This is a genomic window from Brevundimonas naejangsanensis (assembly GCF_000635915.2).
In the GTDB taxonomy this organism is placed as follows: Bacteria; Pseudomonadota; Alphaproteobacteria; order Caulobacterales; family Caulobacteraceae; genus Brevundimonas; species Brevundimonas sanguinis.
The window spans coordinates 1,639,233-1,654,887 of record NZ_CP015614.1 but is presented as its reverse complement, the minus strand read 5'-3'; the positions used below and the strand labels follow the sequence as shown (position 1 = coordinate 1,654,887).

Sequence of the window (15,655 nt, the reverse complement as noted above, 5' to 3'; positions counted from 1 at the left end):
CTTAGGCATGCCCAAGCTGATTTCCGCCGTCGATCGCAACAGTCCTGCTTTCAAGTCGCTGGATGCGCACAATCGCGCCCTGCGGGACGAGCTTTATGAAAAGGTCGCCATGGCGGCCCGGGGCGGCTCGGACGCCAGCCGCGAGCGCCATGTGGCGCGGGGCAAGCTGCTGCCGCGTGATCGCGTCGAGCGCCTGCTGGATCCGGGCTCGCCCTTCCTGGAGGTCGGTCAGCTGGCCGCCAACGGCATGTATCGCGATGAGGCGCCGGGCGCTGGCATGATCTGCGGCGTCGGCCGGGTGTCGGGGCGCGAGGTCATGATCGTCGCCAACGACCCGACGGTGAAGGGCGGCGCCTACTTCCCGATGACGGTGAAAAAACACCTGCGCGCGCAGGAGATCGCCGAGCAGAACAATCTGCCGTGCGTCTATCTGGTCGATTCGGGCGGGGCCAACCTGCCGCACCAGGCCGAGGTCTTTCCGGACCGCGACCACTTCGGCCGCATCTTCTTCAACCAGGCGCGGATGAGCGCAAAGGCCATCCCGCAGATCGCCTGCGTCATGGGCAGCTGCACGGCGGGCGGCGCCTATGTGCCGGCCATGTCGGACGAGACGGTGATCGTGCGCAATCAGGGCACCATCTTCCTGGCCGGGCCGCCGCTGGTGAAGGCTGCGACCGGCGAGGTCATCTCGGCTGAGGAACTGGGCGGGGCCGAGACCCACGGGCGCAGGTCCGGCGTGGTCGACCATGTGGCCGAGAACGACGAGCATGCGCTGGAGATCGTGCGCTCCATCGTCGCCAATCTGAACACCACCAAGCCCCAGCCCCTGGACGTGCGCGAGCCGCGCGCCCCGGCTTACGATCCGGCCGAGCTCTACGGCATCATCCCCGAGGATGTCCGCGCCCCCTATGACGTGCGCGAGGTCATCGCCCGCATCGTCGACGGCTCGGAACTGGACGAGTTCAAGGCGCTGTATGGCACGTCGCTGGTGTGCGGCTTCGCCCGCATTTGGGGCCAGCCGGTCGCCATCCTGGCCAACAACGGCGTGCTGTTCAGCGAAAGCGCCCAGAAGGGCGCACACTTCATCGAACTGGCCTGCAAGCGCAAGATCCCGCTGCTGTTCCTGCAGAACATCTCGGGCTTCATGGTCGGCGGCAAATACGAAGCCGAAGGCATCGCCAAGCACGGCGCCAAGCTGGTGACGGCCGTCGCCTCGGCTGAGGTGCCCAAGTTCACCGTCCTGATCGGCGGGTCGTTCGGGGCCGGCAACTACGGCATGTGCGGCCGGGCCTATTCGCCGCGCTTCCTGTTCACCTGGCCCAACAGCCGCATCAGCGTGATGGGCGGCGAGCAGGCCGCCTCCGTCCTGGCCACCGTTCACCGCGACGCGGACACATGGACGCCGGAGGAGGCCGAAGCCTTCAAGGCGCCGATCCGTCAGAAGTACGAGGACGAGGGCAATCCCTATTACGCCACCGCCCGCCTGTGGGACGACGGCGTCATCGATCCGGCCCAGACGCGCGACGTGCTGGGCCTGGCCATCAGCGCCAGCTTGAACGCCCCCATCCCCGAGACGACCTTCGGCGTGTTCCGGATGTAATGACCGCCGCGGCCCGTCAGGGCCGAATGCCCGCCACGAGGACTGAGACATGAAGAAGACCGCGGCCCTGATCGCTTTGACGGCCTTGCTCGCAGCCTGCGGATCGCAGGCGGACGCTCCGACGCCAGAGGTGGCCGAGCCTGCGCTGGAAGCCGCGGCACAGCCCCAGGCCGACCCGGTTTCGGCGGCGGAAGAGGCTGCTGCCCGCGCGGGCGAACCGGCGCAGGCGGTCTTTCCCGTCGGCTATCGCGGTGAGTGGGACTATAGCGACGACGGCTGCGCCAGACAGGAAAGCGGCACGCGCTTCGTCATCACAGCCACCGAGATCAAGGGCTATGAAGACACCTCCAGACTGGTGGCGCTGGAGCCGCTGAAGGATCAGGGCGAGGCTATTCGGGTGGTGCTGGAGAACCAGTCGTCTGAAGGCGACCAGACCATGGTTCAGATCCTGCGCCTGTCGCCGGTGGCCGGGGTGTCGCTGCGGATCGAGCAGGACGGCAAGACCGTTCGGGCCAGCCGCTGTGATCCGGTCTAGGCGGGATATTTCTCTGCGGCGCGCCGTGACGCCGCCTGATGCGTTCTACCGGCTGAGAGGAGCCGACCATGACTGATCAAAACCCTAACGAAGACGAGCTGAACGCTCTGGACATCACCGACGCCGAGGCGGCGGAGATGAACGCCATCGCCCATCCCTTCGTCGCCGACCCGGCGCCGGATGCGAACGACGATCTGGTGCAGATCGACGCCACGGCCGACGGCGTGGTCTTCGTCACCATCAACCGGCCGCAGAAGAAGAACGCCTTCGACGCCGCCACCATCGCCGCCCTGTACGAGGCGTTTGAGACCCTGCAAGGCGCCGACCGGGTGCGCGTGGTCTTCATCCGCGGCGCCGGCGGGACCTTCAGCGCGGGCGCTGACCTGAACTGGATGCGCGACGCGGCCGACTGGTCCGAAAGCGACAACCGCGACGACGCCATGGGGTTGGCGAAGATGCTGAAGGCCCTGCACGACGTGCCGGCGCTGACGGTGGCCCTGGTCGAGGGCGCGGCCATGGGCGGCGGGGCGGGCATCGTCGCCGCCTGCGACATGGCGGTGGCGGTCGAGGGGACGCGCTTCGCCTTCTCCGAGGTCAAACTGGGCCTGATCCCGGCCACAATCGCCCCCTATGTCATCGAGGCGGTCGGCGCGCGCCGCGCGCGCCAGCTGTTCCTGACGGCCAACATTTTCGACGCCGATTACGCCGCCCATGCAGGGCTGATCGACATGGTCCTGCCCGAAGGCTCGGTGGAGGAGTTCATCTCCATGCTGACCGACAGCCTGTCGGCCAATGCGCCGGGCGCGATGGGCGACGCCAAGCGGCTGGTCAACGATGTCGCGGGCGAGGATATCGACAACCGTCTGCTGGAAGAGACCGCCAAGCGCATCGCCCGCGCCCGCGTCTCGCCCGAGGGCCAGGAGGGCGTCCGCGCCTTCCTCGACAAGCGCGCGCCGAACTGGGCGCAATGAGTGGTGAGTGGCGAGTGACGAGTGGCGAGGCTGACTCGTCGACGGATCTCGCCACTCCGACTCTTTTCGCGCGACGCATGATCGCCCGCGCCTTCTCGTCACCCGCCACTCGTCACTCGCCACTTCGGAAAGCCTGATGTTCAAATCCGTCCTGGTCGCCAATCGCGGCGAGATCGCCTGCCGCGTCTTCCGCACCGCCCGTCGCATGGGCCTGCGCACCATCGCCGTCTATTCCGAGGCCGACGCCAACGCCCTGCATGTGCGCGAGGCGGACGAGGCGGTGCTGATCGGCCCGGCGGCGGCGCGCGAGTCCTATCTGGACGCGGCCAAGGTGCTGGCGGCGGCCAAGGCGACGGGGGCGGAGGCCATCCACCCCGGCTACGGCTTCCTGTCCGAAAACGCCGACTTCGCCGAGGCGGTGGCGGCGGCCGGCATCGTCTGGATCGGCCCCAAGCCGTCGTCGATCCGCGCCATGGGTCTGAAGGACGCGGCGAAAAAGCTGATGATCGAGGCGGGCGTGCCCGTCACCCCAGGCTATCAGGGCGAGGACCAGTCGCTGGAGACCCTGGCGGCCGAGGCGAACCGTATCGGCTTCCCGGTGCTGATCAAGGCGGTCGCGGGCGGCGGCGGCAAGGGGATGCGCAAGGTCGACCGGCCCGAGGACTTCGCTGAAAATCTGGCGTCGGCTCAGCGCGAGGGGCAGTCGTCCTTCGGCGATCCGCGCGTGCTGATCGAGAGCTACATCACTCGCCCGCGCCACATCGAGGTGCAGGTCTTCGGCGACAGCCACGGCAACGTCGTCCACCTGCATGAACGCGACTGCTCGCTGCAGCGCCGCCACCAGAAGGTGATCGAGGAAGCTCCCGCGCCCGGCATGGATCAGGCCACGCGCGACGCCGTCACCGCCGCCGCCGTGCGCGCCGCCAAGGCTGTGGACTATCAGGGCGCAGGCACCATCGAGTTCATCGCCGACGCCTCCGACGGGCTGAAGGCCGACCGCATTTGGTTTATGGAGATGAACACCCGGCTGCAGGTCGAGCACCCGGTGACGGAAGCCATCACCGGCGTCGATCTGGTCGAATGGCAGCTGCGCGTCGCGGCAGGCGAGCCGATCCCGCTGGCGCAGGCCGACATCCAGATGAAGGGCTGGGCCATGGAGGCCCGCCTCTATGCTGAGGACCCGGCCAACGGCTTCCTGCCGTCGATCGGGCATCTGGAGCACTTCGTCATGCCCGACGACATCCGCGTCGACACCGGCGTGATGCAGGGCGGCGAGGTCAGCCAGTTCTACGACCCGATGATCGCCAAGCTGATCGTCCATGAAGACACCCGCGAAGCTGCCGCCGCCCGCCTGGCCGACGCCTGCCGCGAGGTCGAGGTCTGGCCGGTGAAGACCAATGCGGGCTTCATGGCGCGTTGCCTGGAGCATCCGCGCTTCATTGAGGGCGACGTGGACACGGGCTTCATCGCGGCGGAGGAGGGAGCGCTGATCGCCCCGGCTCAGGTTTCCGCTCGCGCCCTGGCCGCTGCGGCCGGTCAGATCGGGCTCGAGGCGGACGCCGCCGCCTTTGACGCGCCGGACAATGTGCTTGCGCCCGCCCGCGCAGGCTTGTTCGGTTTCCGCCTGAACGCAGCGCCGCAAGCGCATACGGCGTTTCACCATGACGGCGTGGCCCACGCCCTGACCCTGACGGGCGAGCCGGGCTGGTACGGCCGGTCGTCCAGCTTCACGGTGAACGGCGACTTCGGCTCGGCTCAGGTCTATGGCGAGCCGGGCATGGTTGTAGTTGACGGCGAGGTGGTCAGCACCCTGTCGCCCGACGCCGAGCGGGTGCTGGTGTTCGACGGCGGCGACGTGGTCGAGTTCCGGCGCCGCAAGTCCAGCGGCCCGGCCGGCGTCGCCGCATCCGACGGCGGCCTTCGCGCGCCCATGCCGGGCAAGATCGTCGCTGCGCCCGCCAAGGCCGGGGACGCGGTGACCAAGGGGCAACCGGTCTTGGTGCTGGAGGCCATGAAGATGGAGCACGCCTTGACCGCGCCCTTCGACGGCGTGGTGGCCGAGTTCAACGTCGCTGTCGGCGATCAGGTCGCGGACGGCGCGGTGTTGGCCGTAGTAAAGGCGGCGGACTAAACCCCCGCTCATCCCGGCGGATGCCGGGATCCAGTTCTCTGGTCTCATCGCCGAGGTCGGGAACTGGGCTGAGCGTTTTGTCGAGCGTCGCGTGCGGGGCTCTTACTGGGTCCCGGCGTCCGCCGGGATGAACGGAGTAGAGGCGGCGTTTCATGCCCCTGCACATGATCAAGCTCTGCGTCGGCGTCTCCGAGGTCGAGACCCTAGAGGCGAACGCCAAGCGGTCCGACTGGCGCATCGTCCACACCCGCATGACGCCCAAGCGCGCCGCTGAGATCGAGGACGGCGGCTCGCTCTATTGGGTGATGAAGGGCGTCGTGACCTGCCGTCAGCGCATCCTCGACATCACGACGGTGGGCGAGGGCAAGGCCGGCCGGTGCGAGATCAAGCTGGACAGCGAGGTCATCCGCACCGCGCCGCTGGCCCGGCGGCCGTTTCAGGGCTGGCGCTATTTCGACAAGGACGTTCCGCCGGACCTGTCGGTGGCCGAGCCGACGGACCTGCCACCCGAGCTGGCGCGGGAGCTGCGCGAACTGGGCGCCTGGTAGGCGCCCGAAGCGCTCGGAAAATCGATTGACGCGCGCATGGGCGCGTGGCTGTTGCGGCCTCCGATGACCCACGCCCTGTTCAGCTTCAAAACCCGCGCCGCCCTGTCCGAGCTGCTGAAGCTGGCCTGGCCGGTCGTCATGGCGCGTCTGGGCATCATGACCATGGGGCTGACGGACGCCATCGTCGTCGGCCACTACGCCAGCCGCGAGCTGGCCTTTCATTCCCTGGCCTGGGCGCCGTCCTCAGTCGTGCTGACCACGGCGGTCGGCCTGATGATGGGGGTGCAGGTCATGACCGCCCGCCTGCTGGGCGAGGGCAGGGGCGACGAGGTCGGCGCCGTCCTGAGGCGCGGCATGACCTATTCGCTGCAGATCGGTCTGGTCTCGATGATCGGTCTGCTGCTGCTCGGACCGTTCGGACTCGTTCATATGGGGTTGGAGGAAGGTCTGGGCGAGGGCGCGACGCCCGCCCTGATGGTCTTCGCCCTGTCGATGCCGGCCTATCTGATTTCGGTCTGCGCCCAGTTCTTCCTGGAGGGACTGCACCGGCCCAAGGCGGGCATGGTCGCCATGTGGGTGGCCAATGCGGTCAATCTGGCGCTGAACCTGCTGCTGGTGCCGGACCTGCTGGGCATCGGCCTGCACGGCGCCGTGGCCTCGGCGTGGGCGACGTTCGGCGCGCGCACGGCGCTGGCGGTTTTTCTGGTCATCTTCATCCTGCGCCTGCCCGAGGCGCGGGCCTGGGGCGTGTTCAAGAAGCCCAAACGCGACAAGGCGGTCGAGAGCCAGCAGATGAAGGTCGGCCTGGGCGCGGGCGCGTCGAACTTCATCGAGGTCGGCGCATTCGCCGCCATGACCCTGTTCGCCGGTCAGCTGGGCGCCGCCCAGACCGCCAGCTGGGCGGTCGTGATCAATATCTCGGCCATCGTCTTCATGGTGCCGATGGGACTGTCGTCCGCGACGGCGGTGCTGGTGGGCCGCAGCTATGGCGCAGCGGACAAGGCGGGCGTGATGCGCGGCGGCCTGGCCGGCATCGGCGTAGTGACGGTGCTGGCCTTCATCATCGCCCTGATCATCTGGCCGTCGGCGCGGTTGATCGTCGGCGCCTATACGACCGACCCGGCGATCCTCGCCATCGCGGCGCCGGCGCTGGTGCTGGCGACCCTGTTCTTCGTCGCCGACGCCATGCAGGTGGTCGCCGCGCAGGCCAACCGTGCGGCAGGCGACGTGGTGTGGCCGACGCTGATGCACCTGCTGTCCTATGGTCTGATCATGATCCCGCTGGGCTGGTTCCTGGCGCATCGGATCGGGGTGGACGGACTGGTCTGGTCGGTGATCGTCGCCAGCCTGATCTCGGGCGCGCTGCTGACCGGGCGCTTCGTGCGCATCGCGCGGAGGCTTTGAGAAGTGGCGAGTGGCGGGTATCGAGTGGCGAGCGAAACGCATTAATGCGCCGTTCGGTGTTGCGGTAGCTCGCCTCACTCGCCACTAACCACTCGTCACTCGTCACTCGTCACTTGTCACTCGGATAATCATGGCCCGCATCCTCATCACCTCGGCGCTGCCCTATATCAACGGCATCAAGCACCTTGGGAATCTGGCCGGGTCGATGCTGCCCGCCGATGTGTGGGCGCGTTTCATGCGGGCGAGGGGGCATGACGTCCTCTATGTCTGCGCCACCGACGAACACGGCACCCCGGCCGAACTGGCCGCCGCCGCCGCCGGCCAGGACGTGCGCGCCTATTGCGACGAACAGCACGAGGTGCAGCGCCGCGCGGGCGAGGCCTTCAACCTGTCGTTCGACATCTTCGGCCGCAGCTCCAACGCCCCGAACACCCGCCTGACCCAGCACTTCGCCAAGGTGCTGGAAGAGCGCGGCCTGATCGAAGAGCGCGTCGACCGGATGATCTATTCGATCGACGACGCCCGCTTCTTGCCCGACCGCTACGTCGAAGGGACCTGCCCGCACTGCGCCTATGAGAAGGCGCGCGGGGACCAGTGCGACAACTGCGGCCGCCTGCTGGATCCGACCGACCTGATCGCCCCCTATTCAGCAGTGTCGGGCAGTCGCAACCTGGAGGTCCGCGACACGCGCCACCTCTATCTGCTGCAGACCAAGGTGGCCGACGAAGTGCGCGCCTGGGTCGACGCCCGCTCGCCTCAGTGGCAGCCGCTGGCCCGCTCCATCGCCTATAAGCATCTGGACGAGGGCCTGATCGACCGGGGCATCACCCGCGATCTGAAATGGGGCGTGCCGGTTGTCGGACCCGACGGCGGCCCGCGTCCGGGCATGGAGGGCAAGGTCTTCTACGTCTGGTTCGACGCCCCCATCGAATACATCGGCGCGACCGAGGAATGGGCCGACAAGACCGGCGGCGACTGGCGCTCTTGGTGGCGTCTGGACGAGGGCGCCGAGGACGTGCGCTACGTCCAGTTCATGGGCAAGGACAATGTGGCCTTCCACACCGTCAGCTTCCCGTCGACCATCCTCGGCTCAGGCGAGCCGTGGAAGACGGTGGACCAGCTGAAGGCCTTCAACTGGCTGAACTGGTACGGCGGCAAGTTCTCGACCAGCATGGGCCGGGGCGTGTTCATGGATCAGGCGCTGGAGCTGCTTCCGGCCGATTACTGGCGCTGGCACCTGACGGCCTATGGGCCGGAGCATTCCGACGCGGCCTTCACCTGGGAACAGTTCCAGTCGACGACGAACAAGGACCTGGCCGACGTGCTGGGCAACTTCGTCAACCGCATCGTCAAGTTCACGGAATCCAAGTTCGACGGCGTCGTGCCTGCGGGCGGAGAGCCGGGCGCGCTGGAGGCCAAGCTGGCGGCGGATATCAAGGCTGGTCTGGAAGCCCTGACCGCCGAGTTTGAGGCTATGGAGTTCCGCAAGGCAGCTCAGGCTGCGCGCGCCCTGTGGGTCATGGGTAATGAGTACCTGCAAGAGGCCGCCCCCTGGACGGCACTCAAGACCGACCGCGAACGCGCTGCCGTTGTGGTGCGTACCGGCCTGTCGCTGGTGGCCCTGTTTGCCAGGATTGCCGCCCCCTTCATGCCGTCCAGCGCCGAAAAGATTGGTCAGACGGTCACTGCCACGGACCTGTCCTGGCCTGATCTAGATGCCGACCTGCTGAACCTTGTGCCTGAGGGCGAAACCGTTGCGGCGGCGGCTGTCCTCTTCGCCAAGATCGAGGACGCCCAGGTGGCCGAATGGACCGAACGCTTTGGCGGCGCAGAAGGCTGATCAGCAGCCGTAAGGATATGAAAAAGGCCCGGATCGCTCTGGGCCTTTTTGCTATTTCGGAAACCGGTTCAGCCAGTGTCAGCTTTTGCGCGCAGCAGGCAGCCAGCCAAGACGGGCCGCACCAAATAGCGCCAGGACACCGGTCAGCAGAATCATCGACCATTCCGTCAGGGTAGGGATGGGGACCGGCGGCGGTGATGAGACCAGAACACTCGTGGTTGAACCCACGCTGTTCAGCGTCAGGTTGGCATCGGTCGATCCGTTGCGGAGTGTTGCACCATTGGCGTTTAGGGTGCCAATGGTAATGCCGTCGGCATCATTGTCGCCTGCGACAACCGTGTAGCGGAAGATGAGGGCTGTTGATCCAGACCCGCTTACATAGGTGGCTTGGCGCGTGGTGCTACCGACCATTAGGTTCAGATAGGGTGTCCCGCCCGTGGTGTCGACTGTAATCGCTTGGTTGAAGTTTACGGTGAAGTTCAGCGGGTTGCCCGGCCCATATGTGGCGTTGGCAGGAACATTAACGCTCGATACCGTGGGGGCCACGACGGCTGCCGGGTCGCCGACGCTCACGTGGTGCTGTAGATAGCAGGAATTGCTGTCATATATTGTCACGGTGTAAGTGCCGCTAGCGAGGCCAGTAGCGGTCGCGGCGCTACCGCCAGTCGGTGACCACGAATAGGTGTAGCCCGGCGTGCCACCGGTAACGTTCACCCTCGCCGTGCCATCTGAACCGCCGTTAACCGTAACATCGGTCTTGAAGGCGTTGGCGCTCAGGGCCGTCGGTTGAGTAATAGTGTAGGACCGGGTAGCGGGTGTTGAGACTCCATCGTTCACTGTGACCGTATAGGTACCGACCGTCAGCCCTACCGCCGTCGCCCCTGCCCAACCCGAGGGGGACCAGCTATAGGTATAGGTTCCTAAACCGCCAGAGGGATTGACCGTTGCCGTGCCGTTCGCACCGCCATTGCAGGATACATTGGTGTGGTTACCGCCCAGGGTGATCTGCGCCTGAGCGGCTGCTGCCATGCCCAGGACCGCACTGGCCGCCAGGGCCGCAGCTGTCCAGCCGGTGGCCTTTCGGTAGTTAAATCCCTTTGCCATAAGGCCCCCGGAGGTTGGAAAACTGACAAGTTTTTACGTCGTTATTCAAAGCTCCACAATGATAACAATGATCTTGTTCCACCCTTTCTCGTGGCTTCAGCAGTGTCCGCCCCATGAAAAAAGGCCCAGAGCGATCCGGGCCTTTCGTGTTTCTAGGAGGCGGTATCCGTCGGCGCGACAGTCGGCGGGGGCGGATCGCGTCGCTCGCGGCCGCCGGGCAAGGCTTCGGGCGTGTGCCGTCCCGGACCCTCGCCGCTGTGGCGCAGGTGCTTTGCCTCTTCCTCGGCGCTGATGTCGAGGAAGGCGGGGGCCGAGGCGTTGAACTGGTCTGTGTGGCCGGTGCGCACGATGACCGAGCGTCCGCCGTCCCAGATCATGTGCAGGGCGACGTACAGGACGATGACCAGGCCCACATAGGCGATCCAGCGATAACGGTTCAGCAGCTTGGCGATGAAGGTGGCCGCCAGACCCATCAAGGCGATGGACAGGATCAGGCCGAACACCATGATCCACGGGTGGTCATGGCTGGCGCCGGCCACGGCCAGCACATTGTCCAGGCTCATGGTCAGGTCGGCGATCATGATCTGGATCAGGGCGGCGCCGAAGGTCTTGCGCTTCAGGCCCAACTCTTCAGGCGAAGGGCCGCCGCCGTGTTCAATGGCCATGGCCCGTTCGATCTCGGCCTCGGCTTCGGCCTGATCGTGGGTGGCCTGTTCGCGCAGCTCGCGCCACATCTTCCAGCAGACCCACAGCAGCAGGAAGCCGCCCGCCAGCAGCAGGCCGACGATAGCCAGCAACTGCACGGTGATCAGCGCCAGGCCGATGCGCATGACGACGGCGGCGGCCAGCCCGATCAGGATGGCCTTGCGACGCTGTTCCTGCGGCAGGGCGGCGGCGGCCAGGCCGACGGCGACAGCGTTGTCGCCGGCCAGCACCAGGTCGATCATCAGCACCTTGCCGAGGGCGGAGGCCTGACTGATCAATTCGGGATTTGAGAGGAAGTCCATGCGCGACTCTTAATGCCCGGCGGGGCCCGCGCCAAGACGCCGCAGGGGCGAGTTGACGCGGGCGTTCGCCTTCTTAGCTCGCGCGGCTTTGGGCCCTGGCGACCTCATACAGGGCGATGGCGGCGGCGTTGGAGACGTTCAGACTCTCGAAGCCGCCGGGCATGGGAATGCGGGCCATGGCCTCGCAGTGCTCGGCCACCAGACGGCGCACGCCGTCGCCTTCGGAGCCCATGACGATGACGGTCGGCCGGGCGTCCAGCGCCTGCTCCAGCGTCAGGTCCGAGCCGCCGTCCATGCCGATGGCGCGCCAGCCGTGATCGGCCAGCTTCTCCAGCGCGCGGCTGAGATTCGTCACCCGGGCGCAGGGCAGGCGCTCGGTCGCGCCGGCCGAGGCCTTGGCCAGGGCGCCGGCGAGGGCGGGGGAGTGGCGGTCCTGCACGACGATGCCGCGCGCGCCGAAGGCCAGGGCCGAGCGGAAGATGGCGCCGACGTTCTGAGGGTCCGTCAGCTGATCCAGCATAACGATGACGCCTTCAGCCGGTTCGGCCAGGTCTTCCAGATCGACGCCTTCCAGCGGCTGGACCTTGAAGGCCATGCCCTGGTGTACGGCCCCGGCGGGCAGCATCCGGCCAAGAGCGACCGAATCGATCACCTCGATTCGGTGACCGTTCGCCAGATTCTCGCGCTGAATCTCTTCGGCGCGGTCTTCGGTGACCATCAGACGGCCCGTTCCGCGACGGGCCGGATTCGCCAAAGCGGCCAGAACCGGGTGGCGTCCCCAAAGAAAATTATCGGCGTCCGGGCGCGACCGGGCGGGTTTGCGCTCGTTTTCGGCGGGGTGGCGGCCTTGCGGCGCGGGGGTTTGAGCCCGCTTTGGGCGTGTTTCGTCCCTCTTGTGGAAAGATTGTTTTTTACCGGTTTTCCGGTCGTTGCGTTCTCGAAATGACGACACTATAAGACGGCCTCCGATTTGGGCCCCAGGGCTTTCGGTTCAGGCGCTTCCTCTACTGCAGGCGTCGCCCGACAGCGAAGGCTTTCGTCGCGAAATGATCGAAAGATTGTTTTCGGCGTTTCCAGACCGGCATTGACATAAGGCGCGCTGGGGGAATGTCCCGAGCGGCAAAGGGGGCGGACTGTAAATCCGCTGCGTAAGCTTCGCAGGTTCGAGTCCTGCTTCCCCCACCACGCGCCTTCAATGCCCGCCGGGCCGGGAGTCCAGAAAGGAATCGGGTGCGGAAACGTCGCTCTTCAAACGAAGGGCGGTGCAGCCGCATTCTTCGCGCGGGTATAGCACAATGGTAGTGCAGCAGCCTTCCAAGCTGAATATGCGGGTTCGATTCCCGCTACCCGCTCCAGGTTTTATGAACTGAGCACAGCGCCCCTCCGTTCCGGACCCGGGCCACAGGAGTTTGGCCATGGCCAAGGAAAAGTTCGAACGCACTAAGCCGCACGTGAATATCGGCACGATCGGCCACGTTGACCACGGCAAGACGACGCTGACGGCGGCGATTTCGATGACGCTGGCGAAGGCCGGCGGCAGCAAGGCGATGAACTACGCCGACATCGACAACGCGCCGGAAGAAAAAGCGCGCGGCATCACCATCAACACGTCGCACGTGGAATATGAGACGGCCAACCGTCACTACGCGCACGTGGACTGCCCGGGCCACGCCGACTACGTGAAGAACATGATCACGGGCGCCGCCCAGATGGACGGCGCGATCCTGGTGTGCTCGGCCGCTGACGGCCCGATGCCGCAGACCCGCGAGCACATCCTGCTGTCGCGTCAGGTCGGCGTTCCGGCCCTGGTGGTGTTCCTGAACAAGGTCGACATGGTCGACGACGAGGAGCTGCTGGAGCTGGTCGAAATGGAAGTGCGCGAGCTGCTCAGCTCGTACCAGTTCCCGGGCGACGACATTCCGGTGATCAAGGGCTCGGCCCTGGCCGCTGTCGAAGACCGCGACCCGCAGATCGGCGAAGAGCGCATCCTGGAGCTGATGGCGGCGGTCGACGCCTACATCCCGCAACCGGAACGCCCGATCGACATGCCGTTCCTGATGCCGGTCGAAGACGTGTTCTCGATCTCGGGCCGCGGCACCGTGGTGACGGGTCGCGTCGAGCGCGGCATCGTCAAGGTCGGTGAAGAAGTCGAAATCGTCGGCATCCGTCCGGTTCAGAAGACGACCTGCACGGGCGTCGAAATGTTCCGCAAGCTGCTGGACCAAGGTCAAGCCGGCGACAACGTGGGCGTGCTGCTGCGCGGCACCAAGCGTGAAGACGTCGAGCGCGGCCAGGTGCTGTGCAAGCCGGGTTCGATCACCCCGCACACCAAGTTCGTGGCTGAGGCCTACATCCTGAACAAGGAAGAAGGCGGCCGTCACACGCCGTTCTTCACGAACTACCGTCCGCAGTTCTACTTCCGCACGACGGACGTGACCGGCATCGTGCGCCTGAAGGAAGGCGTGGAAATGATCATGCCGGGCGACAACGCCGAGCTGGACGTCGAGCTGATCACGCCGATCGCGATGGAAGAGAAGCTGCGCTTCGCCATCCGTGAAGGCGGCCGCACCGTCGGCGCCGGCGTCGTGGCCAAGATCGTCGAGTAATATCGACGTCAGAATGAGCGAGGGCCTCGGCCCTCGCTTGTTCGCCAGTAACGAGTAAGCGTAAGCGTACCGGCCTGAAGCAGCCCGCAAAGGCCTTAGGCCGCAGTGCCGGCCTCAAGCAGCCCGCAAGGGCGTTAGGCCAAGCGTAAAGCGTAACAGAGCGGCCCCCGGAGCGATCCGGGGGCCGTTTTGCATGGCCGACGGGCGCGTTGCGCGGGATCAAAGCGTAACCATAGACCTTGGTCGGTGGTTAAGATTAAGCATTTGGCAGCGATGACGGGCGCATGTGGCGGTCTGAAAGGACCTCCCACCCTATGTCTGACGTCGATTGGCCCCGCCGGGCAGGGCTCTCTGCCGCACTGGACGAGGCCGCCATTGTGGCGATCACCGATCGGGCGGGTCGGATCCTGTATTGCAACGACAAATTCGAGGCGGTCAGCGGCTATTCGCGGGCGGAACTGATCGGCCAGACGCACCGGGTGGTGAACTCAGGCGCCCACCCGCGCGATTATTTTCGCAATCTGTACCGCACTATCGCGAGCGGGCAGGTCTGGCGCGGCACCATTGAAAACCGCAGCAAGGCTGGCGAGCCCTATTGGGTGGACACCACCATTGTGCCGAACCTCGGGCCTGACGGGCGGCCGGAAACCTATACCGCCATTCGGTTCGAGGTTTCGGACCACGTGCGCGCGCTGAAGGCGCTGGAGGTCGCCCAGTCCGAGGCGCGCGTGGCCGCCGAGGCGCGGGATCGGTTTTTCGCCAACATCAGCCATGAGGTCCGCACCCCGTTGAACGCCGTGCTGGGGCTGGCGTCGGCCCTGACGCACACGGCCCTGACGCCGCGTCAGAACGAGATGCTGGATCTGATTACGGGGGCGGGGGACGCGTTGCGGCGGGTGCTGGATGACATGCTGGACCTGTCGAAAATGCAGGCCGGCCAGTTCACCCTGGCGCCCGCGCCGTTTGACCTGAGGGCCGACATAGGCGCGGTCGTGGAGATGCGCCGCGCGGGCGCGGAGGCCAAGGGACTGACGCTGGCGGCGACCTTCAGCGACGCGGCGAACGGCATGGTGGTCGGCGACGGCGTAAGAATCGCGCAGATCGTCTCCAATCTGGTGTCCAATGCGGTGAAGTTCACGGCTCAGGGCCATGTGGCGGTCCGCGTCGATGTGGCCGGCGATGCACAGGCTGAACGCCTGCTGATCGAAGTGGAGGATGAGGGGATCGGTTTCGACGAACAGGCGGCGCAGCGCCTGTTCCAGCCGTTCGTCCAGGCCGACGACGCCATCTCTCGCCAGTTCGGCGGCACCGGCCTGGGTCTGTCGATCTGTCGCCTGCTGGCGGAGTTGATGGGCGGCGCGATTTCAGCGGAGTCGGCCCCGGGACGGGGCAGCGTATTCCGCGTGGCCATACCCATCGAGCGGCAGGCGTCGAATCCCGCCGAGGCTCCGACGGCGACGGGGGACGAGTCTGAAGCGCCTGGACGCCTGCGCGTGCTGGCGGTGGAGGACAATCCGGCCAATCAGATGGTGGTGCGCTGTCTGCTGGAGCCGCTGGGCTTTGACATCGTCACCGCAGACAACGGCGCCGAGGGCGTCGAGCGCTTCATGCTTGAGCCGTTCGACATGGTGCTGATGGATATGCAGATGCCCGTCATGGACGGGCTTGAGGCCATGCGGCGAATTCGGGCGGCCGAGGCGCAATCAGGCCGGCGACGTACGCCGATCGTCATGCTGACCGCCAACACGACCGAGGCGCATCATGTGAAGGCCATGCAGGCCGGGGCGGACCATCTGACAGCCAAGCCGGTGACGTTGCAGATTCTGTTGGACGGGATGGAGCGGGGCGCCGCAGCGGCCGAGGCCTGGTCGGAAGTCGCGATTTCAACGGCGGCCTGATGCGGGGCGGC

At 66.3% G+C, this 15,655-nt stretch carries 12 protein-coding genes and 2 tRNA genes; 11 read left to right on the top strand and 3 right to left on the bottom strand.

The window, feature by feature from the left end; all coding sequences use genetic code 11:
- The first annotated feature begins 7 nt into the window (after window positions 1-7).
- The 7 genes from DA69_RS07805 to metG all read left to right on the top strand — a co-directional run bounded on the left by DA69_RS07805 (window position 8) and on the right by metG (window position 9,029).
- A complete protein-coding gene (locus tag DA69_RS07805) occupies window positions 8-1,600 on the top strand; it encodes a carboxyl transferase domain-containing protein (protein ID WP_025978297.1) in 1,593 nt (530 codons plus the stop codon).
- A 49-nt stretch (window positions 1,601-1,649) separates the two neighbouring features.
- Window positions 1,650-2,135 (top strand): hypothetical protein, encoded by a 486-nt coding sequence (locus tag DA69_RS07800; protein WP_025978298.1) that lies wholly within the window; start codon window positions 1,650-1,652, stop codon window positions 2,133-2,135.
- 68 nt (window positions 2,136-2,203) lie between these two features.
- Window positions 2,204-3,106, top strand: a complete 903-nt coding sequence (locus tag DA69_RS07795; protein ID WP_025978299.1) for an enoyl-CoA hydratase-related protein — start codon at window positions 2,204-2,206, stop codon at window positions 3,104-3,106.
- Between the two features lie 136 nt (window positions 3,107-3,242).
- Window positions 3,243-5,237: a biotin carboxylase N-terminal domain-containing protein gene (locus tag DA69_RS07790; RefSeq protein WP_025978300.1), complete on the top strand. Its 1,995-nt coding sequence runs from the start codon at window positions 3,243-3,245 to the stop codon at window positions 5,235-5,237.
- A gap of 152 nt (window positions 5,238-5,389) precedes the next feature.
- Window positions 5,390-5,785 (top strand): DUF1489 family protein, encoded by a 396-nt coding sequence (locus tag DA69_RS07785; protein ID WP_025978301.1) that lies wholly within the window; start codon window positions 5,390-5,392, stop codon window positions 5,783-5,785.
- A 63-nt stretch (window positions 5,786-5,848) separates the two neighbouring features.
- The gene (locus DA69_RS07780; RefSeq protein WP_035302650.1) at window positions 5,849-7,189 is read left to right on the top strand and encodes an MATE family efflux transporter; all 1,341 of its coding nucleotides are present in this window, start codon (window positions 5,849-5,851) and stop codon (window positions 7,187-7,189) included.
- A gap of 130 nt (window positions 7,190-7,319) precedes the next feature.
- On the top strand, window positions 7,320-9,029 hold the full coding sequence (gene metG, locus DA69_RS07775) for a methionine--tRNA ligase (protein WP_025978303.1): 1,710 nt from the start codon (window positions 7,320-7,322) through the stop codon (window positions 9,027-9,029).
- A 78-nt stretch (window positions 9,030-9,107) separates the two neighbouring features.
- Here the strand turns inward: metG and DA69_RS14345 are convergent, their stop codons facing one another.
- The 3 genes from DA69_RS14345 to rlmB all read right to left on the bottom strand — a co-directional run bounded on the left by DA69_RS14345 (window position 9,108) and on the right by rlmB (window position 12,092).
- The gene (locus DA69_RS14345) at window positions 9,108-10,133 is read right to left on the bottom strand and encodes a SprB repeat-containing protein (protein ID WP_082891467.1); all 1,026 of its coding nucleotides are present in this window, start codon (window positions 10,131-10,133) and stop codon (window positions 9,108-9,110) included.
- Between the two features lie 152 nt (window positions 10,134-10,285).
- Complete coding sequence (locus DA69_RS07770) at window positions 10,286-11,140, bottom strand: TerC family protein (protein WP_025978304.1); 855 nt, start codon at window positions 11,138-11,140, stop codon at window positions 10,286-10,288.
- 73 nt (window positions 11,141-11,213) lie between these two features.
- Window positions 11,214-12,092, bottom strand: coding sequence for a 23S rRNA (guanosine(2251)-2'-O)-methyltransferase RlmB (rlmB, locus tag DA69_RS07765; protein ID WP_025978305.1), 879 nt, complete (start codon window positions 12,090-12,092; stop codon window positions 11,214-11,216).
- A gap of 149 nt (window positions 12,093-12,241) precedes the next feature.
- Between rlmB and DA69_RS07760 the strand changes: the two genes are divergently transcribed.
- The 4 genes from DA69_RS07760 to DA69_RS07745 all read left to right on the top strand — a co-directional run bounded on the left by DA69_RS07760 (window position 12,242) and on the right by DA69_RS07745 (window position 15,644).
- Window positions 12,242-12,325, top strand: a tRNA-Tyr gene (locus DA69_RS07760).
- A gap of 96 nt (window positions 12,326-12,421) precedes the next feature.
- Window positions 12,422-12,495, top strand: a tRNA-Gly gene (locus tag DA69_RS07755).
- Window positions 12,496-12,555: 60 nt separating this feature from the next.
- Entirely contained in the window at window positions 12,556-13,746 is a 1,191-nt protein-coding gene (tuf, locus tag DA69_RS07750) for an elongation factor Tu (protein WP_064108282.1), read from the top strand.
- Window positions 13,747-14,060: 314 nt separating this feature from the next.
- On the top strand, window positions 14,061-15,644 hold the full coding sequence (locus DA69_RS07745) for a PAS domain-containing hybrid sensor histidine kinase/response regulator (protein ID WP_025976253.1): 1,584 nt from the start codon (window positions 14,061-14,063) through the stop codon (window positions 15,642-15,644).
- Window positions 15,645-15,655 lie beyond the last annotated feature (11 nt).